This is a genomic window from Branchiibius cervicis, assembly GCF_042661605.1.
Classification (GTDB): Bacteria; Actinomycetota; Actinomycetes; order Actinomycetales; family Dermatophilaceae; genus Branchiibius; species Branchiibius cervicis.
Window position 1 is genome coordinate 989720 of the sequence record NZ_JBHSWJ010000002.1, and the last position, 19751, is coordinate 1009470.

A 19751-nucleotide genomic window follows, 5' to 3' on the forward strand; every position below is an offset into this window, starting at 1 on the left:
TCTCCACGATAGGGCCCCTAAGGTGGCGGCCGTGGATCATCACCTTTCCGACGTCCTGAGCCCACCGGCATCGGTGCGCCGCAACCGGCTCGTCCGCCGAATCCTGCTGTGGTCACTGGTCGCGGTCCTCATCGGTGCCTGCGGGGTGACCATCCTGTCGTTGATCAACGCTCAATCCGGCGCCACCGCGACCGGTTTGGGCATCCTGCTGTCCGCCGTCGTGGTGGGCATCGTGGTGCCGGCGTTCTTGTGGGTCGACCGGCTCGAGCGGGAGCCGATCCACCTGCTGCTGTTCGCCTTCGGGTGGGGCGCCTGTGTCGCCACCCTCGGGGCGGCCTTCCTCAACGACGCCGGCGGGTATCTGCTCGGCGCGACCAGTGACAACAACAGTGCGGTCGCGGTCTTCGTCGCGCCGGTGGTCGAGGAAACGCTGAAAGGTGCTCCGGTACTGCTGATCTGGCTGGTTGCCCGGCGGGAGTTGGACGGGATCGTCGACGGCATCGTCTACGCTGGACTGTCGGCCGCCGGTTTCGCGATGGTCGAGGACGTCATCTACCTGTCCAACGGGTATGCCGAGCAGGGTGATGCCGGGCTTTTCCACACCTTCTTCGTGCGGGTGATCATGAGTCCTTTCGTGCACCCGATGTTCACCATCTGCACGGGGGTCGGCATCGGGATCGCCGCGACCGCTCGAACCTGGGGTCCGCGGATCGTCGCGCCGCTGGTCGGATGGCTGTGCGCGGTGGGGCTGCACGCGCTCTGGAACGCCGGCGCCGTCCTCGCCGAGAGTGGCTGGCTGGCCTTCTACATCTTCCTGCAGGTGCCGCTGTTCGCCGGCTTCATCGCGATCCTCATCGCCGCGCGGCACTCAGAGGCGCACACGATCCGGGTCAACCTCACGCCGTACGTCGACCAGGGGTGGCTGTCCACGCCCGAGGTGCGCATGCTCAGCTCGGTGCGCGAGCGGCAGTACGCCCGTGCGTGGGCGAAGTCGCACGGGGCTGAACGGGAGATGCGCGAGTTCCAGGACGCGGCAAGCGAACTGGCGATGCACCGCGCCCGGATCGAGCGCGGTGCAACGGATGCGCGGACGGTGCGCGAGGAGCGTGCGCTCCTCGACCTGGTCACCCAGAGGCGACAACAGTTCCTGGGTACGGCGCTCTACCGCTGGCCGGAACTGGTCGCCTGAGAGTCACTGGACGACGGTGGTCGCCGCAGGGATCGGGCTCTCCTTGCGGATCTCCTGACGGGCGATCGTTTCGCGGTGCACGGCGTCCGGACCGTCGGCGATCTGCAGGACGCGCGCCCAGGAGTAGAAGTAGGCCAACGGCGTCACGTCACTGACACCGGCCCCACCGAAGATCTCGATGGCGCGGTCGATGACCGCTTTGGCCACGGCGGGTGCGGCGACCTTGATCTGGGCGACCTCGCTGCGGGCGTTGCGCGCCCCGCCCTGGTCGATCAGCCACGCGCACTTGTAGACCAGCAGCCGGGCCGAGTCGATCTCGATCCGCGAGTTGGCGATGTGCTCGCGCACGACGCCCTGCTCGATGAGCGGTTTGCCGAAGGCGACGCGGTTCTTGGCCCGCTCGACCATCAGCGCCAGGGCGCGCTCGGCCATACCGATGGCGCGCATCGCGTGGTGGATCCGACCCGGTCCCAGGCGGGCCTGGGCGATCGCAAACCCCTCGCCCTCGCCGGCGATGATGTTGCTGACCGGGACCCGGACGTCGTTGAACTCCATCAGCGAATGCCCGTGCTGGTCCTGGAACCCGAAGACGGGCAGGTGCCGCACGATGTTCAGGCCCGCAGCGTCGCGGGGAATCAGCACCATCGACTGCTGGCGGTGCGTCGCCGCCGAGGGATCCGTCTTGCCCATGGTGATGAAGATCTGACAGCGCTCGTCCGCCGCGCCGGAGATCCACCACTTGCGGCCGTTGATGACGTATTCGTCACCGTCGCGCACGATCGAGGTCTCGATGTTGGTCGCATCGGAACTGGCCACGTCGGGTTCGGTCATCGCGAACGCCGAACGGATGGTGCCGTCCAGCAGCGGTTCCAGCCACTGTTTCTTCTGCTCGTCGGTGCCGAAGATTTCGAGCACCTCCATGTTGCCGGTGTCGGGCGCCTGGCAGTTGATGGCCTCGGGGGCGATGACCGGTGACCACCCGGAAATCTCTGCGATAGAGGCGTATTCGAGGTTGGTGATACCGGAGACGCTGGGCAGGAAGAGGTTCCAGAGGCCGCGCTCGCGAGCCTTCTTCTTGAGCTCCTCGACCACGGGCGGGTGGGCGTGCGGGCCGTGCTCAACCCGCCACTGGTCGTAGACCGGCTCGGCCGGTATGACCTCCTCGCGCATGAACTCCCACATCGAATCGCACAATTCCTGTGCCTTCGGGGATAACGCGAAATCCATTGCTACTCCTCGTGTTTCATTGATTGTTGCGCAAACGGTCCAGGCCGCGCTCGGCGACCATGCGCACGGTCCCGGAGAGATCCCCGAAGTCCTGACCGCCCATCACGCCGGCCTTGACCCGGACGTCGATGCCCTGGGCGATGGCGGCCGACTTGAAGTGTGCGAAGGCCTCGTAGAACGGCAGGTGACTGATGTCGCGCCCGCTCACCTCGGCGTACCGGTCGCGCAGTTGTGCACGGGTCGGGAAGCCGGGCAGGTCGACAACGGTCGGGGTGAGGTCGGACTGGCCCTCTCCGGGTTCGACCCAGTAGAAGAGCAACAGCCCCAGGTCGCTCAGCGGGTCGCCGATAGTGGACATCTCCCAGTCCAGGACTGCAGCCACCCGACCCGGATCGGTGGCATCCATCACGCAGTTGTCGAGACGGAAATCGCCGTGCACGATCGTCGCATCACTTTGCGGGGAAGCGCCTGCGCCAACCGGGCGCGCAACTCCTCCACCGGATGGTCGGTGCTGGAGCGGGTGGCTTCCCACTGTTTGCCCCAGCGCGCCAACTGCCGCTCCATGTAGCCATCGGGCCGGCCGTGCTGGTCGAGACCGACCGCTCGGTAGTCGACGGCGTGCAACGCTGCGAGGGTGTCGACGAGGGCCATGCCCATCTGCTGTCGCTCGGCCTCCGTCGTTGCGTATCCGTCCGGCAACCGGTCGCGAATCACATGTCCCGCAACGCGATTCATCACGTAGAACGGGTAGCCGAGCAGGTCTCCCTCATCGGCCAGGATGATGGTCGGCACCGGGATCGGGGTGTCGGCCAGGGCACGTTGGACTCGCACCTCCCGGCCCATGTCGTGCGCGGTCGCCAGCACGTTGCCGGACGGCGGCCGCCGGAAGACCAGCTCGCCGGCCGGGCTGGTCAGCAGGTAGGTCAGGTTGGACTTGCCGCCGGAAATCAGCGACGGCGACGGCTGCGCCCAGCGCTCGTCACCGGTGGCGGTGACGAGCGCCGGACCCAGCCTGGCGACATCAACGAGTGCATCAGCCATGTCAGTCCCGCAGCTCCCGCCGCAGGATCTTTCCGGTGACGGTTTTGGGCAATTCGTCCAGGATCCGGACCTCTCGCGGGTACTTGTAGGCCGCCATCTGCGATTTGGCGAACTCGATGAGTTCCTCGGGCGTGACGCTCTCTCCTCGACGAGCGACACGAAGGCCCGCACCGTCTCTCCGCGGTAGTCGTCGGCGACACCGACGACCGCGGCCTCACGCACCGCCGGATGGGTGTAGAGCACGTCCTCGACCTCACGCGGCCACACCTTGTAGCCCGAGGCGTTGATCATGTCCTTCTTGCGGTCGACCAGGAAGAACCAACCGTCCTCGGTCATGAAACCCACGTCGCCCGTGCGAAGTTCGCCGCCGGGCAGTGAGGCCGCCGTTGCGTCGGGGCGGTTCCAGTAGCCCGGAACGACCTGCGGTCCGCTGGTGGCGAACTCGCCGATCTCGCCGAAAGGTACGTCGTTGCCCGCATCGTCGATGACCCGCACCACGGTGTTGTAGACCGGGACCCCGACCGACAACGCTCCCGATGCGGGGTCGACCGGTGCCCGGACTCCGCGTGGCACACCGTGCGAAGGGGAGTTGGTCTCCGTGAGCCCGTAGAAGTTGTGGATGTAGGAACCGAACACCTTCTCCAGTCGGTCCGCCACCGCCGGCGCAACCGGGGCTCCGCCGGTGTAGAGCACCTTGAACGAGGCGAAGTCCTCCGGGGTGGCGCCCGGAGCGGCCGCCAGCGCCAGGAAGGCGGTGATGGCCGCGATGGTGAACGCCGGTCGGTGTTCCTTGATCGCATCGAGCATCACACTGGGCTCGAAGCGATGGGCCAACACCAGCGGGCCGGGCAGCAGGAACGCGATCATGACTGCGCCGACCAGTCCTGTGATGTGGAACAGCGGCGCAATCGCCAGCACCGGGTCACCCTGCTCCAGATGCATCCAGTCCCGGTAGGTCTGAGCATTGAAGGCCAGGTTGCCGTGGGTGTTCATCGCGCCCTTGGGCTGGCCGGTGGTGCCCGAGGTGTAGGTCAGTACGGCGAGGTCCCCGGCCGCCAGGCCGGGATCGGGCAGCTGCCGACCGGAGTACTGGGCCACCAGCGAGTCCAGGTCGAGGGTGTCCTCCGGTGTGTGCTTGGTCGTCCCGCCGAGAACGCGCTCGTCGTTGCGGCTCTGGTGATCCAGGGACGAACAGGTGATGACTGTACGGATCGTGCTGTCCGGGCCGGCGATCACGTCCTTGACCACCTGGTCGTACAGATCATCGAGGCACAGCAGTGCGGTTGCTCCGGAGTCGCTGAGCAGGTAGGTCAACTCGCGGACCTTGTTCATCGGATTGATCGCGACGGCGGCACCGCCGGCCTTCCAGGTTCCCACCAGGCCGATGACGAAGGCGGGGTCGTTCTGCACATAGATCCCTACCCGGTCGCCACGTTGCAACCCGTGGTCCAACAACGCAGCCGCGAATGCGGTACTCGCAGCGTCGAGTTCGGCGTAGGTCATGGACTGGTCGAAGTACTGGACGGCGTCCATCTGCGGTGCCCGCCGCACGGCGGCGTCGAAGATGGCCAGCCCGGTGTCGAAGTCCTGGGCGATGTCACCCGGCTGCCCCTCCTCGTACAGGGGCAGCCAGGGACGGTCGGCGTAGCTCACCATCAGTCGCGGCCTACTTGATGGCCAGCGGGTTGACCGGGGAGCCGGCGGCCTTGGCCACGTTGAGCGGCGCAGCGGCGTACATGAAGGTGTAGCGCTTGTCGCCGGCGCAGTCGTCGGCCAGGCCCTCCAGGTCGGCGATCTCGGTGAGGGTGACTCCGAGGTTGCGCATCAGCGCGCTGTGCAGCACCAGCGCCACTCCGTTGTTGGGGTCGGTGGTGACCTCGTTGGCGATGGTGTCGGTGACCAGGTTGGGGATCTCCATGTCCTGGAACCACTGCACCAACTCGGGGGAGTAGACCAGGCCGGGCTCGTTGAAGCCCTCGTAGAACGATTCGCCCTCGTCGAAGAACAGCTGCAGGAAGTTGGTCCGGATGACCAGGATGTCGCGCGGCTTGATCTCGGTGCCTTGTGCCGCGGCGCAGGCGATCAGGTCCTCGTGGGTGAAGGTCTCACCCTTGTCCAGGGTCTTCTTGCCCCGGAAGCGGGCCATGTCCAGCAGGATGCCGCGCCCCACGACGCCGCGCTCGGCGATCGGCTGCACGCTGGCCTTGTCCAGCCCGCCGACCGTGGTCCGCGCGTCGTAGCCGTTCCAGATCTTCCCGTCGTACCAGAGGTGGCCCAGCGCGTCGTACTGGGTGGAACCCTGCAGGAACGCGTTGATCTTGTCGTCGGCGTAGTGCAGGCCGCCGGGGTAGTCCGGCGCCCCGTCCCCGTCCCAGCTCGACTCGTCCAGGATCTGGGTGCGCTCGGCGGGCGTGCGGCCCGGCCACACCGGGTCCCCCTTGGGGTCGCCGATGATGCGCTGCAGGGTGAAGACCTTGCCGTCCTTGACCTCGGCGACGCCGCGCAGGACCTCCGCGGCGGTCAGGTAGTTCAACGCGCCGACCTCGTCGTCCGCACCCCACTTTCCCCAGTTCGTCGGGGCGTCGGCGAGAAGTTCGGTGAGTTCGGGAACGGTTTCCGGTGCCTGCGTCATTGCGTGCCTCCATCGGCAAGTCGTGAACGTCTCACTCAGCCAGTCAATCACCACATGATGAACATGGTGAGTGATCGTTCGGTTTGTTCAGGTGTGATCAGTGTCACGAGGACGAGAGGTCATTGTCAACGTAGGTGGCGAATCTTCTCAGTCACGGCGTAGGATTGTTCACCATGGCTGAACACCACGGGCGCGTGGCCGACGTTGCGGCGGCGCCGTCCGGCGTGGGCGCAGCGATCCGTCGGGCGCGGCGCAGTGCGAGCCTGTCGCTGCGTGGGCTGGCCGCCGAGCTGGGCGTCAGCCCGGCCACCATGAGCGCCCTGGAGAACGACCTGACGCCGGTGACCGTTCAACGGCTCATCGCCATTGCCGATGCGCTCGGCGTCGATCCGGCGGGCATTGTGGCCGACGCCGGTCCTGACACGGTGGAGACACCGCAGCCGGCCTTCGCGGTGGTCGCCTCCGGGCGCGATGTCGCTGACTGGAGGCACTTCGGTCCGCTCGCCGTGGATCCCGTGCTCGCCGCGGCCATCCGGGTGTTCGTGCGCACCGGTTACCACGGCGCCACGATGCGGATGATCGCACTGGAGGCCGGCATGAGCGTGGCGGGGGTGTACCACCACTACGACAGCAAGTACGCCCTCCTGGTGACCGGCCTGGACCGCACCATGGGCGAGTTGCGCCCCCGGGTCGAAGCGGCCCGGGACAGCGGGGCTGACCCGGTGGAGCGGTTCAGCAACATTGTGGAGGCATTGGCTCTCTTCCACACCTACTACGGCGATCTGGCGTTGATCGGAGCCAGCGAGATGCGCAGCCTCGATCCCACGCATCGTGCTCGAATCGCTAGGCTGCGCAACGAGATTCAGTACCTGATGGATGAACAGGTCCAGCAGGCAAGGAAACTGGGCCTACTGAAGGCCAGGGACTGGCACGACGCCGGCCGGGCGGTCTCCACCATGTGCACCTCGCTGCCGCAGTGGTTCAAGCTGGGCGGAGCGTCCAGTCCGGAACAGATCGCCCGGGAGTACGCGAGGTTCGCCCTGGGAATGATGCAGTACGACGCGGCCGCGCATGCGGCGTATCGCGCGAAAATATCTGACGAGCAAGGAGATTGACGTGCACATAGATGGTTCGGTTGCGATCGTGACGGGAGCCGGCGGCGGGATCGGTGCTGCCCTGGTCAAGGAGTTGGTGGCTCGCGGAGCGCGGGTGGTGGCGACCGACCTGGACCCCGATGCACTGGCCGCGGCCGTTCCGGCCGCGGACGCGGTGCGGACGCTACCGGGGGATGCGAGCAGTACCAACGACATCCGTGCCGCCATCGACGTGGCCGAGCGGGAGTTCGGGCCGGTTGATCTGTACGCCGCGAACGCCGGAGTGCTGCGCGGGTTCGAGCCCGATGTGAAGCCCACCGACTGGGATCTGTCCTGGCAGGTCAACGTGATGGCTCACGTCCGGGCGGCGGAGTTGCTGCTGCCGGGCTGGCTCGAACGCGGCAACGGGCATTTCCTGTCCACCGCATCTGCGGCGGGACTACTGACCCAACTGGGCAGCCCGACGTACTCCGTGACCAAACACGCCGCGGTGGCGCACGCCGAGTGGTTGGCCGCGACGTACGGCGATCGGGGCGTCGGGGTGACCTGCTTGTGTCCCATGGGCGTGGACACCGCCATGGTTCGTGACGGGCTGGCTTCGGACGACCCAGTCGTGCAGGCAGGTACCGCGGCCGTGACGTCCGCGGGCGACGTATTGAGTCCGGAAGTCGTTGCGCGAGAGGCGATCCAGGGCGTCATCGACGGCGGATTCCTGGTGCTCCCGCATCCGGAGGTCGGGACATACCGGGAACGCAAGGCGGCGGACATCGACCGGTGGATCGCCGGCATGCAGCGCTACCGGCGTGATCTGGAGGGCCGGGCGGGCTAGCTCAGGGACTTGGCGACGGTCAGCAGCACCACCGAGTCCTCCAGCGCGGTCAGCGAGTGTCGCGTCGGCGGGATGGTGAGATGATCACCGGTCGCACCGTCCCACCTGGTGTCGGCGGTGGCGAGTCGCACCCGACCGGACAGGACGATCAGGGTGGCCTCGCCGGGACTGTCGTGCTCGTCCAGGGCACTGTCGGCAGTCAGGGCCAGCACCGTCTGGCGCAGCATGTGCTCGTGACCGCCGTAGACCGTCCGCGCACTGCGACCACTGCGGGCGGCTTCGGCATCGGCCAGCAGCTCCCGGCCGAGTGCAGTGAGCGATCTCTTCTCCACGGGGATCTCCTTCGGTTTCGATCAGCCGTGTCGAGTCTAGGAGAGCGTGATCATCGCGGCGGGTCATGCAGCGCCCCCGGCAGGACTCGAACCTGCGACCTAGGGATTAGAAGGCCCTTGCTCTATCCAGCTGAGCTACGGGGGCTGGGCGCGTTCAGTGTAGAGGCGCGGTCAGGTGAACAGCGCTTCGCCCACGTAGTGCCCGGCGGCAGGGGCAGGTGGTACCGCGAACAGTCCGGAGCCGATGTGCGAGATGTACTCGTTCAGCCGGTCCGAGGAGCCCAGCTTGCGCTGCAGCGTCACGAAATGGTCGGGGTCGTTCATGTACGCGATGAACAGAAGGCCAGCGTCCAGCTGTCCGTACTGGTTGATGCCGTCGGTGTAGTTGTAGCCCCGGCGCAGAATCTTGACCCCACCGTTGTTCTCGTGAGCGGCGAGGGCGATGTGGGAGGTGGCCGGGATGGCCAGGCCGTCGACGGTTCCGGTCTTGTGGAAGTCGGGGGTGTCGAACTCCTTGGTGCCCGACAGCGGTGCACCCTCGTCCTTGGTACGCCCGAAGACGTGCTGCTGGTCGCTTACAGGGTCTGCGTCCCAGATCTCGATGTCCATCTCGATCTTGCGCACCACCTGATAGGTCCCGCCCTCCAGCCATTTCTGGTCGGCGCCCGCGATGGTGACGAATTTCGCGCGGTCCGCCTCTTCGGTGATGTTGCGGGTGCCGTCCTTGAACCCCATCAGGTTGCGCGGGGTGTACTGACCGGCACCGGCCGACGCGCGGCCGAATCCCATCACGCTCCAATGGGTTTCGGCGGTTCCGCGGACCATGCGGGCCAGGTTCCGGATCGCGTGGTAGGCGACCTGGGGGTCGTCGGCGCACGCTTGGAGCGAGAGGTCACCGTCGGTCAGGGCCGGCTGCAGCGAATCCGAGGGCAGGTCGGGTAGATCGGTCAGCAGGGCCGGCCGCTTGTCCTTCAGGCCGAAGCGATCATCGAACAATGACGGACCCAGACCGATCGTGACCGTCAGACTGGCCGGGTCGAGGTTGAAGGCCTCGCCGGTGTCGGGTGCCACCGCTCCGGCCCGGGTGGGCTCGACGGCCCCGATCGATTTGCCCTGCGTCAGTTGGGCGATGGCCGCCGACCAGCGTGCAAGCAGGGTCTGCAGATCCGTGGCCGTGGTGCCGGCGACCATCGTGAAGGTCATGAAGAGAGCGTGCCGCTGCGGCGCAGTGAAGACCCCGGCCTGCATACCTGATCCGTAGAAGGGGTGCGACTGGGACAGGTCGACGGTGTCGCGGTCAACTTCCTGGTCGGACTCGCCGATGGTGTTCGGCCGCCCGGTCATGGCCCATGCGCTCCCGCCAACCGCCAGGGCACCGACGGCCGCGCCGCCGGCGGCGCCCTGCACCAACCGGCGACGCGACAGGCCGCGGTCCTCGCCCGGGGGTGTCTGCGGGTCAGGGGGTTACTCATAGCTCCATTGTCCTACTGTGCGGTCATCGCTTCGCACGCATCTACTGCGCGGTGGCGACCTTTTCGGCAATCCGGGACAGCGGGTCCTGCAGCCCCTGCACGGTCTTGCTCAAGGAAGGGGCGTCGGTTGCCCGCAGCTGCGGCGTCCACGCCTTGAACCCGCCCAGTGCACTGTCGTCGCGGTACTTCTCCAACGCCGCCTCGACGTTCTTGAACTGGGTCGCCACCTGTGTCGACAACGTGGGATCGATCTTGTCCAGACCCGGCTTGAGGTAGGCGAACGCCTGTTGGGCACCCTCCACGTTGGAGGCGAAGTCGACCAGGTCCAGGTGACTGAACGACTCCTCCTCACCCTTGATCTTGTTGCTCTGCACCTCTTCTAGGAGGCTGGCGGCGCCGTTGGCCAGATCCTCCGGCTTGTAGGTCAGCGACTTGGCCAATTGCGCAAGGGTGCCGACGTTCTTCTGCAGGTTGGCCGCGTAGGTCTTGGTCTGGTCGGTGATCTTGCCGCCCTGCCACAGGTCGCGCTCGATGGCGTGGAAACCGGACCAGCCGACGGCCGGGTCCAGGTTGGAGGCGCGCATGTCGATCAGGTAGTCGAGGTTGAACTTGTTGTCGGTGGCGTTCTTACCCGGCAGCACGAAGCCCTCGACGTCGGATTCGATTTTCTCGTAGAAGGGCCGAGCCTTGGCGTACGCCTCCTTGGCCTTGGCGAGATCCCCGGAGTCGACCGCGGCTTTGAGGTTGTCGACGGCCACGATCATGTCGGCGAGCGTGTTGGCGACGTAGGTCCCGTAGCCCTTGGTGCCGTCGGCCAGCAACTGCTGGGTGGTGCTGGCGCCGGTGCTGGCGGCCGTCCCGGTCACGGTGAAGGTCTTGTTCTCCGTGGTCGCCCCCGGGCAGTAGATCTGGTACTGCCCGCCGGTGAGGGTCAACGTGAAGCTGGTCGCAGCCAGTCCGGGTGCCAGATTCTCCTTCTCCCCGAGGATCCGCTCCTGGCTGAGCAACTCGACCTCGCTGATGCCGGGCGCGCTCTCGTTCTTGACCGTGAAGGTGATCGGACCGGCCGCCGCCGACGCGTGGTCGACCGCGCAGTCGTTGTCCTTGAGCGTGATCGCGATCTGTGCCGCTCCGTTCTTCACCGGTGCCCCGGTCGCGGCGCTGCCGGAGGATGCCGGGGTGTCGCTCGTGTCGGAGCCGCCCCCGGTGGAACCAGCCGAACCGCAGGCAGCCAACGCGGTGCACAGGGCGGCGCCTGCCACGGCCACGGTTGCTGAACGGGGGAACGAGGACATGCGTTTACTCCTTGGTGATGGCGGCAGGTCGTGCCGTCGGCTGGTGCGTCATGGAGTGCCGACCGGCACTCCCACGGGGGATGTAGAGGGACGGATGGTTTCGGTGCGGCCGGACCGCCACGCGGCTGCGAGCAGGGCGGCGGCGCCGAGGAGCAGCACGCCCGGGACGACCCATCGCCAGAACCGGTGTTCGGCTTGCGCCGACGCGAAGTCGTTGAGCGCGGCGGTGGCCGTTGCGACGTACGTCGGAGCCACCACCCAGGTGTTACCGGGCAGCGTGAACGTGCGCGCCGTGTCCAACCCTCCGCCGGAGATCGTGTCGATGACGCGACGATCGTCGGAGGCATCGAGCAACTGCCCGTCGACGGAGTATGCGGTCACCTGGCCGCTCAGCGACTCGGTCAGCGCGAACGGGCCGGGATTGCGCTCGGCGACGACGCCGACCGGGAGGCGCCCACCGTTGAGAAGCGCCACCTCGCTGAGGGTCGCGGTGCGTTTGATGTCCGAGGGCGTGGCATCGCTGCGCAGGACGCGGGCGGTCACCCCGTCGTGGACGACGCTGCCGGCGTCCGCCACGGCGACCTGCGTGGGATGGCCGTCGATGACCATTCGCATGGTGGTCCCGTGTAGTTCCGCGGTGCCGATCCGATCCCCACTCGCCCCCACGATCGGTGCCGATGCCGGCAGGCTGACGGTCGGCGTACGCACCCCGATCATCAACGCGACGGAGGCGATGGCGCACCCGGCCGCGGCCGCCACCTTGATCCGGCGGCTGGCAGCAGCGCCTGGGCGGTGGGCCTGCGGCCAGAAGATGATCAGGAGCATGGGTACGACGTACGCCGTCCAGGCGAGCACCTCGATGAGCCGCGGATCGGCCGGGATTCCGAGAACCCCGGTGAGTACGGCGCCCCGCACCGAACCGTTCGGAGCCAGCCAGGCCAGATCGAGGGTGCGTTGCTGTCCTGCGTTGAGCCACCCGGCTTCGTGGGCGGTGCGCAGTGCGGACACCAGCAGGCCGGCGGCCACGAGCACGAGGAAGACGCTGGTGTACTTGAAGAACTTGGCCAGGTTCAGCTTCACGCCGCCGGTGTACAGCCCGTAGCCGAGCCCGACGGCCGCGAGGATGCCCAGCACGGCGCCGGCCGCGGCGAACCAGGTGTTGCTGGCCGCGGAGAAGGTCGCCAGGAGGAAGACGGAGGTCTCGAAACCCTCTTTGAGGACCGCGAGGAAGGCCATCAGCACCAGCGCGCGGGAGGTCCCTGAGGCCAGCGCGTCGCTGGCGGCCGTCTCCAGTTCACGCTTCATCCCCCGGGCGTGTTTGGCCATCCACAGGATCATCGTCGTGACCAACACCACGGCGATGGCGTTGATGATCGACTCCATGCCCTCCTGGGCGGCCTGCGGCAGGCTGCTCTCGATCACGCTCAGCACGACGCCGACCAGGATGCTGAGGGTGACCGCGGCTCCGACGCCGATCCACATCGGGCGCAACGGCTGACCGTTGCGCTTCAGGAAGGTGGCCACGATGCTGACGATCAGCGCTGCTTCGAGCCCCTCGCGGAGGCCGATGATGAACGTCGCCAGCACGTCGACCCGACTCCTACCGTTCGCCTTCTGAGGGTTGCCTAACCGATCTGAGGTTAGCCGTACCTGACTGCGGCGTCCAATGAACCCAAGAACCAACACGAAGTTGGTCCGAAGGCCTGCGACAGGCGATGCTTGACCCGTGAACGATGCGGCCCCCTCCACGTTGCTGGAGTCCCTGGTCGGGTTGCGTCGTGCCGTCGTGGAGGTGCGGTTGCCGCTGCAGATCGACGGGGTGCAGGAGGCGCGGCGGCAGTCCGAGGAATTGACCGCCCAACTCGACGACTACCTGATCCCACGCGCGAGCGCATTGGACGCCCCCTGCTGGCCGTTGTCGGCGGTTCCACCGGTGCCGGCAAGTCGACGCTGGTCAACTCGATCCTGGGCCACCAGGTCGCCGCGGCCGGGGTGCTGCGGCCTACGACCCGGGCTTCCACGCTGATCCACCATCCCGGGGATGTCGAATGGTTCTCCGGCACCCGGGTGCTCCCCGGCCTGGCGAGAACGACCGGGGGTTCGGCCGAATCGGCGGACCCGCGCACGGTCCGACTGGTGGCGGACGATTCGCTGCCGCAGGGGCTGGCCATTCTCGATGCGCCGGATATCGATTCCGTGGTGGAAGCCAACCGCGACCTGGCCCGGCAGTTGTTGGGCGCTGCCGATCTGTGGATCTTCGTGACGACCGCCGCGCGCTACGCGGACGCCGTGCCGTGGCAGTTGTTGCACCAGGCGGTGGCTCGCGGCACGTCGGTTGCCGTTGTGCTCAACCGGGTTCCCAACGGTGCCATGGCCGAGGTGCGCGCCGATCTGGCCGGGATGTTGCGGGACAACGGTCTGGGACAGTCGCCGGTTTTCGCGGTCGGGGAGGTGCCCTTGATCGACGGGCTGCTGCCCGCCTCGGAGATCTCCCGGATCCAAAGCTGGCTGCAGTCACTGGCCGCCGACGCCTTCGCCCGCAACGTGGTGATCCGGCGAACCCTGGACGGCGCTCTGGATTCCCTCGGCGGCCGGATCGAGCAGCTGGACCTGGCGCTGGCCGCCCAGGAGGTAGCCACGGGGAGTCTGCGCGGGGCGGTCGACACGGCGTACGACACCGCTCTTACCCAGGTGGGCGAAGGCATGCGGGACGGGACGTTGCTGCGTGGCGAGGTGCTCGCGCGCTGGCAGGAGTTCGTCGGAACGGGGGAGTTGCTGCGGCAACTGGACGCCGGTGTCAGCCGCATGCGTGATCGGGTGGGTGGTTTTCTGCGCGGCAAATCGACCCCGCCGGCCACCGAACAACTGGGCGAGGCACTCCAGGACGGTGTCGCCGCGCTGATCCTGTCCGGTGGAACATCGGCGCCGGCCACGGCGGTCCGCGCGTGGCGACTGATTCCGGGCGGTGCCGCCCTGGCCGACGCCAACCCCGCCCTGGCGCACCCTTCCGAGCAGTTCACCGCCGCCACCCAGCGGCTGGTGCGCGACTGGCAGAACGGGCTGTTGGACCTGGTGCGCTCGCAGGCCGGCAACAAACGCATGACGGCTCGGTTCCTGGCCTTCGGGGTCAACGGCATCGCGGTCCTTCTGATGCTGGTGACCTTTTCCGCGACAGCCGGCCTGACGGGCGCCGAGGTGGGTATCGCCGGCGGCTCGGCGGTGGTTGCCCAACGGCTCCTGGAGGCCGTCTTCGGCGACCAAGCAGTCCGCAACCTGTCCGAGATGGCGCGCAAGGACCTGCTGGAACGCGTCGGGGCTCTCTACGACAGCGAGGCGGCCCGGTTGATCGCCCCCGTCCAGGACGAGGACATCACGACCGTGCGACACGACCTCACCGCAGCGACCAAGGCAGTGCAAGCGAGCAGATGACTACTACGGATCAACTGAACCGGCGCGGGTTCGCAGCGATGGACGACACGCAGGTCCGCGATCGCAGCAACGCCCTGCGTCAGGCCGTCACCGCCAGCGCCGGCATTCTGCCCGACGCCGATCTGGAGTCCGCCCGCGCGGTACTGGACAAGGTCGGTCAGCGGACCGCCATCGGAGGCTCGCGGACCGTCGTCGCATTGGCCGGCGCTACCGGCAGTGGCAAGTCATCGTTGTTCAATGCCCTTGCAGCAGAGCCGGTTTCGCGGATCGGAGCTCGTCGTCCGACGACGTCGCGACCCACCGCCGCAGTGTGGGGCGACGACTCGGCAGGACCGTTGCTGGACTGGCTCGGAGTAGCCGCCCGGCACCGGGTACCGGCCGACGACCGGTTCGCCGACCTGCTCGACGGGCTGGTGCTGCTGGACCTGCCCGATTTCGACTCCCGGGTGCCGGCTCACCGCCGCGAGGCCGACCGGGTGCTCGAGCGGGCGGACGTTTTCGTGTGGGTGACCGATCCGCAGAAGTACGCCGACGCACTGTTACACGACGAGTACGTGCGCACCCTGGCCGCCCGGCGGGCGCGCACGGTGGCCGTGCTGAATCAGGTCGACCGGTTGGACGTCGAGAGCGCTGAGGCGTGCGCCGAGGACCTGCACCGCCTGCTGGTCGCCGACGGCATCGGTTCCGTGGAGGTCGTTCAGACCTCGGCCGTGGAAGGTCGCGGCATCGACGACCTCGCCGCTCGCATCGGAGCAGTCGTCCAGGAGCACAATGCGGCCGAACGCCGACTGGTCGGTGACCTGGCCAGTGCGGCGGCCCGGTTGCAGCCCCTGGTCGGCGGCCAAGAACCCGAGTTGTCCCAGGGCAGCACGGAACTGGTGTCTGCCCTGTCCAAAGCAGCGGGAGTGCCCGCAGTGGTGGATGCGGTCCGTCGGGACTACCAACGCGAAGCGAGCAAATCGGGGGCTGGCCGCTGACCCGGTGGGTCGCGCGCCTGCGCCGCTCGCCACTGGACCGGCTGCACCTGCAGGATGTGGTGTCCGACCGGATCGGTCGCACCGAGGCCAAACGACTGCTCGGCCGTACCTCGCTGCCGGAACCGACGGCGGCGGCCAAAGCCGAGGTCGACCTGGCGGCGCATCACCTGGTCCACGAGGCCAGCGCGGGCCTTCCGGCAGCCTGGGCGCAGCGGATCGCCGATGAGGCGGATCCGCGATCGGCCGATCTGCGCGATGCGTTGGACCAGGCCGTTCTTGGCACGGACATCAGCGCCCGCCGCCCGAATTGGTGGGCCATCGTCTCGGCGGTCCAGTGGGCGGCCTTCGCCGTGTTGGTCGCCGCAGTGGTGTGGCTGCTGGCCGTAGCCGTGCTGGGATTGATCAACCTGAGCATCGACGTACCCCGATGGTTGGGTGTCCCTGCTCCGTTCTGGCTGGCCGGCGGGGGAGCCCTCGTCGGGATGATCACCGCCGTGTTGTCGCGCTGGCTGGCCGGCATCGGCGCCCGGCGCCGTGCCGCGGCCACCGACCGCCGCCTGCGCGCCGCGATCGAGCAGGTTGCCGAGCAGGAGGTTCTCGCCCCGGTTCGCGAGGTCCTGGACACCCATCGCACGGTGCGCGAGAACCTCGCCAGAGCCGCGAGCGAATAGCCCCCGTCGTTATCCACAAGCCGTCGCGCGTTGTCCACACAGCGCGTGACGGCTCTGGTTCGGCCCGGTCCACGGACACACGCTGGACCCCATCGCGCGCACCGGCGCGCAACAGAGGAGTCAGCGATGAACAAGACAACAGTGACGATCTGCGGCCGCCTGGTCGCCGACCCGGAGCTGCGCCAGACGAGCAAGGGCGACGTCGCCAACATGCGGATCGCGGTCAACGAACGCAGACGTGAGGCCGATGGCGGGTACGCCGACGGGAAGTCCAGCTTCTACTCCGTGTCCGCCTGGGGCGAGTTGGGCGGTGAAGTGATGCAGTGCCTGCGCAAGGGCAATTGCGTCGTCGTCCACGGCACCCTTCGGGTGAACACCTTCCCATCGGACGGCCGCAACCTCGAGCGGGTCGAAGTGACCGCCGAGCACATCGGACCAGACCTGCGGTTCGGCACGGCGTTCTACCGACCGCGTCCGCGTAGCGGCCGTACCGCCGACAACCCGGCGGCGGGGCAGCAGGCTGCCGGTGCCTGGCAAGGTCGGCAGGTCACCGAGCGGGCGCACGAGGAGGAGTACACCGGCGCGTACGACGTGGTGGACGGAGCCGCGGACCCTGCCGACGGGCGCGAACCGGCGAGCATCGGCACCTGACCGAGCTGGCTCCGGGCGGCTGCGCGCCGCCCGGAGCCAGCTGCCGGTTGCGCCCGGCCGACCGATGAGCCCGACGCGTCCGGCCGTGTGAATGCGGAAATGGTCAGGTCGACCGGCCGCCCGTTGGCGGCACCGGCGGTACGCCGATGCTGGACGCCGACGACCGCTGATTCTCGATTGGGTGAGCGCGTGGCGGCCCGATAGCCTTGCGGCATGGCCGAGTTCATCTACACCATGACCAAGGCGCGTAAGGCCGTTGGCGACAAGCTGATCCTCGACGACGTCAGCATGTCGTTCTACCCCGGCGCCAAGATCGGCGTCGTGGGGCCGAACGGCGCCGGTAAGTCCACCATCCTGAAGATCATGGCCGGCCTGGACCAGCCCTCCAACGGTGAAGCCCGCCTGAGCCCCGGCTACAGCGTCGGGATCCTGTTGCAGGAGCCGCCGCTGAACGAGGAGAAGGACGTTCGCGGCAACGTCGAGGAGGGGATGGGCCAGATCAAGGCCGACCTCGACCGTTTCAACGAGATCTCAGCACTGATGGCCGATCCGGACGCCGACTTCGACGCGCTGATGGCCGAGATGGGAACGCTGCAGGAGAAGATCGACGCCGCCGACGCCTGGGACCTGGATTCCCAGATCGAGCAGGCCATGGATGCGTTGCAGTGCCCGCCCGGAGATGCCGACGTCACGGTGCTGTCCGGTGGTGAACGCCGCCGCGTGGCTCTGGCCAAGCTGCTGCTGTCCAAGCCGGACCTGCTCCTGCTGGACGAGCCCACCAACCACCTGGACGCCGAGTCGGTGAACTGGCTGGAACAACACCTGGCCGCCTACCCGGGCACCGTGTTGGCCGTGACCCACGACCGGTACTTCCTGGACCACGTCGCGCAATGGATCGCCGAGGTGGACCGCGGCCGGCTGTACCCCTACGAAGGCAACTACTCCACGTACCTGCAGAAGAAGGAAGAACGCCTTCAGGTGCAGGGTAAGAAGGACGCCAAACTGGCCAAGCGCCTGCGGGATGAGCTGGAGTGGGTGCGCTCCAACGCCAAGGCCCGCCAGACCAAGAGCAAGGCCCGGCTGGCCCGCTACGAGGAGATGGCCGCCGAAGCCGACCGGACCCGCAAACTGGACTTCGAGGAGATCCAGATCCCGCCGGGTCCGCGCCTGGGCTCCCAGGTCATCGAGGTTGACGACTTGCGCAAGGGCTTCGGCGAGCGGGTCCTGATCGACGGGTTGTCCTTCAGCCTGCCGCGCAACGGCATCGTCGGTGTGATCGGTCCGAACGGTGTCGGTAAGACCACGCTGTTCAAGACCATCGTCGGCCTGGAAGAACCGGACTCCGGCACCGTCAAGGTCGGTGACACGGTGCAGATCAGTTACGTCGACCAGAACCGCGCCGGCATCGATCCGGACAAGTCGCTGTGGGAGGTCGTGTCCGACGGACTGGACCACATCGTCGTCGGTAAGGTCGAAATCCCCTCTCGTGCTTACGTTTCGCAGTTCGGCTTCAAGGGTCCGGATCAGCAGAAGAAGGCCGGGGTGCTGTCCGGTGGCGAGCGCAACCGGCTCAACCTCGCACTGACGCTGAAGCAGGGCGGCAACCTGTTGCTGTTGGACGAGCCCACCAACGACCTGGACGTCGAGACCCTCGGGTCATTGGAGAACGCACTTCTGGCGTTCCCCGGTTGCGCGGTCGTGATCAGCCACGACCGGTGGTTCCTCGACCGCGTGGCCACGCACATCCTGGCCTACGAGGGCACCGATGAGGACCCGTCGAAGTGGTACTGGTTCGAGGGCAACTTCGAGGCGTACGAGGAGAACAAGATCGAGCGCCTGGGTCCGGAGGCAGCGCGCCCGCACCGGGTGACGCACCGCAAGCTCACGCGCGACTGACGATGGCCGGCTAAAGGTCGTAGCGGCTCTTGGCGGTGTCCTGCTTGATGCGCACCATCCCCTCCTGCGCCACGGTGCACGCCAGGGTGCCGTCCTGGGCGAAGATCTTGCCGATCCCCAGCCCACGGCCACCGGAGGCGGAGGGTGACTCCTGGGTGTAGAGCACCCACTCGTCGATCCGGGCCGGGCGATGGAACCACATCGAATGGTCAAGGCTCGCGGGTCGCAGCCGCTTGTCGGCCCAGACCAGACCGTGGCGGCGCAGCACTGGCTCCAGCAGCGTGTAGTCGCTGGCGTAGGCCAGGACCGCGGCGTGGATCAGCGGATCGTCCGGCAACGGTTCGACGGCTTTCATCCACACGTTCTGGCCGGCGTAGTGCTGCCGACCGGGTTTGAAGTACAACGCTCCCTCGACCGTTCGCACGTCGACGGCTCGGTTGATCCAATGGTCGACGGCGGGGTGCATGCCGGCCAGCCCGTCGAGTTCCTCCTTGGCGGTCCACACCCGCTCGGGGTCCGGCACCGCGGGCATCGGCGCTTGGTGGTCCAGGCCCTCTGCCGGTTCCTGGAACGACAACGTCCCGGACAGGATGGTCTGGCCGCCCTGGAGAGCGTGAACCCGCCGTTGGGAGAAGGAATTGCCGTCGCGCAGGTTCTCCACGGCGAAGTTGATCGGAGCCGATGAGTCACCGGGCCGGATGAAATACGCGTGCAGGCTGTGGATCCGCCGATCGGGCAGCCCGGCCCCTCGCACGCTGAGGCCACCGGCCATCACGGTTTGAGCCAGCACCTGGCCGCCGAACGCGCGCCGTTGCGGGGTGGGTTGGCTGGTGCCTACGAACAGTTCCATGTCGCGTTGCGACCCGTCGCTGAAGGCGCCGGTGGTGTCGCTGACCTCCAGCGACCAGCTGCCGGCCGGTTTGAGGTCGAGGACCTCGAGCAACTGCCGGAAGGTGTCGGCCGCGCTCGGGGCAGCGTCATCGGAAGGCGGTAGCGAACTCACAGTCGCTGACTCT

Annotated in this window: 18 protein-coding genes and 1 tRNA gene; 9 read left to right on the plus strand and 10 right to left on the minus strand. The window is 67.6% G+C overall.

The genetic code is table 11. The features are described 5' to 3' along the window. Positions 1-31: 31 nt before the first annotated feature. The gene (locus ACFQBT_RS05385) at positions 32-1189 is read left to right on the plus strand and encodes a PrsW family intramembrane metalloprotease (RefSeq protein WP_377820957.1); all 1158 of its coding nucleotides are present in this window, start codon (positions 32-34) and stop codon (positions 1187-1189) included. Positions 1190-1192: 3 nt separating this feature from the next. Here the strand turns inward: ACFQBT_RS05385 and ACFQBT_RS05390 are convergent, their stop codons facing one another. Genes ACFQBT_RS05390 through ACFQBT_RS05410 form a run of 4 tightly spaced genes read right to left on the minus strand, consistent with a single transcriptional unit; the run spans position 1193 to position 6089 of the window. Further along, on the minus strand, positions 1193-2416 hold the full coding sequence (locus ACFQBT_RS05390) for an acyl-CoA dehydrogenase family protein (protein ID WP_377820959.1): 1224 nt from the start codon (positions 2414-2416) through the stop codon (positions 1193-1195). Positions 2417-2432: 16 nt separating this feature from the next. Then, positions 2433-2822 (minus strand): phosphotransferase, encoded by a 390-nt coding sequence (locus ACFQBT_RS05395; protein WP_377820961.1) that lies wholly within the window; start codon positions 2820-2822, stop codon positions 2433-2435. Continuing rightward, positions 2822-5113 carry an AMP-binding protein gene (locus ACFQBT_RS05405; protein ID WP_465252285.1) on the minus strand — a complete coding sequence of 764 codons (2292 nt, stop codon included), beginning with the start codon at positions 5111-5113 and terminating at the stop codon, positions 2822-2824. The genes ACFQBT_RS05395 and ACFQBT_RS05405 overlap by 1 nt, the downstream gene beginning before the upstream one ends. Before the next feature lie 10 nt (positions 5114-5123). Next, on the minus strand, positions 5124-6089 hold the full coding sequence (locus tag ACFQBT_RS05410) for a cyclase family protein (protein ID WP_377820965.1): 966 nt from the start codon (positions 6087-6089) through the stop codon (positions 5124-5126). A gap of 173 nt (positions 6090-6262) precedes the next feature. Here ACFQBT_RS05410 and ACFQBT_RS05415 point away from each other — a divergent pair, with 173 nt between their 5' ends. Together ACFQBT_RS05415 and ACFQBT_RS05420 are read left to right on the plus strand one after the other, a co-directional pair. Then, positions 6263-7204, plus strand: a complete 942-nt coding sequence (locus ACFQBT_RS05415) for a TetR family transcriptional regulator (RefSeq protein WP_377820967.1) — start codon at positions 6263-6265, stop codon at positions 7202-7204. Position 7205: 1 nt separating this feature from the next. Further along, positions 7206-8012, plus strand: a complete 807-nt coding sequence (locus ACFQBT_RS05420) for an SDR family oxidoreductase (RefSeq protein ID WP_377820968.1) — start codon at positions 7206-7208, stop codon at positions 8010-8012. On the opposite strand, the gene ACFQBT_RS05425 is transcribed toward ACFQBT_RS05420, so the two are convergent. From ACFQBT_RS05425 to efeU, 5 genes are all read right to left on the minus strand, one after another. Further along, on the minus strand, positions 8009-8344 hold the full coding sequence (locus tag ACFQBT_RS05425; RefSeq protein ID WP_377820969.1) for a cupin domain-containing protein: 336 nt from the start codon (positions 8342-8344) through the stop codon (positions 8009-8011). The two genes, ACFQBT_RS05420 and ACFQBT_RS05425, sit on opposite strands and share 4 nt — an antisense overlap. 71 nt (positions 8345-8415) lie before the next feature. Beyond that, positions 8416-8489, minus strand: a tRNA-Arg gene (locus tag ACFQBT_RS05430). Positions 8490-8515: 26 nt separating this feature from the next. Further along, positions 8516-9688 carry a Dyp-type peroxidase gene (locus ACFQBT_RS05435; protein WP_377820971.1) on the minus strand — a complete coding sequence of 391 codons (1173 nt, stop codon included), beginning with the start codon at positions 9686-9688 and terminating at the stop codon, positions 8516-8518. 169 nt (positions 9689-9857) lie between these two features. Further along, positions 9858-11111 carry an iron uptake system protein EfeO gene (efeO, locus tag ACFQBT_RS05440; RefSeq protein WP_377820972.1) on the minus strand — a complete coding sequence of 418 codons (1254 nt, stop codon included), beginning with the start codon at positions 11109-11111 and terminating at the stop codon, positions 9858-9860. 48 nt (positions 11112-11159) lie between these two features. Further along, entirely contained in the window at positions 11160-12698 is a 1539-nt protein-coding gene (gene efeU / locus ACFQBT_RS05445; RefSeq protein ID WP_377820974.1) for an iron uptake transporter permease EfeU, read from the minus strand. 139 nt (positions 12699-12837) lie between these two features. Here efeU and ACFQBT_RS05450 point away from each other — a divergent pair, with 139 nt between their 5' ends. From ACFQBT_RS05450 to ettA, 6 genes are all read left to right on the plus strand, one after another. Beyond that, positions 12838-13137, plus strand: coding sequence for a hypothetical protein (locus ACFQBT_RS05450; RefSeq protein ID WP_377825584.1), 300 nt, complete (start codon positions 12838-12840; stop codon positions 13135-13137). Beyond that, positions 13077-14540 (plus strand): P-loop NTPase family protein, encoded by a 1464-nt coding sequence (locus ACFQBT_RS05455; protein ID WP_377825371.1) that lies wholly within the window; start codon positions 13077-13079, stop codon positions 14538-14540. The genes ACFQBT_RS05450 and ACFQBT_RS05455 overlap by 61 nt, the downstream gene beginning before the upstream one ends. Next, positions 14537-15517 (plus strand): GTPase, encoded by a 981-nt coding sequence (locus tag ACFQBT_RS05460; RefSeq protein ID WP_377820976.1) that lies wholly within the window; start codon positions 14537-14539, stop codon positions 15515-15517. Before ACFQBT_RS05455 ends, ACFQBT_RS05460 begins: the two co-directional genes overlap by 4 nt. Before the next feature lie 59 nt (positions 15518-15576). Continuing rightward, positions 15577-16188 (plus strand): hypothetical protein, encoded by a 612-nt coding sequence (locus tag ACFQBT_RS05465; protein WP_377820977.1) that lies wholly within the window; start codon positions 15577-15579, stop codon positions 16186-16188. 126 nt (positions 16189-16314) lie between these two features. Continuing rightward, a complete protein-coding gene (locus tag ACFQBT_RS05470; RefSeq protein WP_377820979.1) occupies positions 16315-16839 on the plus strand; it encodes a single-stranded DNA-binding protein in 525 nt (174 codons plus the stop codon). A gap of 213 nt (positions 16840-17052) precedes the next feature. After that, positions 17053-18735: an energy-dependent translational throttle protein EttA gene (gene ettA / locus ACFQBT_RS05475; RefSeq protein ID WP_377820980.1), complete on the plus strand. Its 1683-nt coding sequence runs from the start codon at positions 17053-17055 to the stop codon at positions 18733-18735. A gap of 10 nt (positions 18736-18745) precedes the next feature. On the opposite strand, the gene ACFQBT_RS05480 is transcribed toward ettA, so the two are convergent. Next, a complete protein-coding gene (locus tag ACFQBT_RS05480) occupies positions 18746-19738 on the minus strand; it encodes an acyl-CoA thioesterase (protein ID WP_377820982.1) in 993 nt (330 codons plus the stop codon). Positions 19739-19751 lie beyond the last annotated feature (13 nt).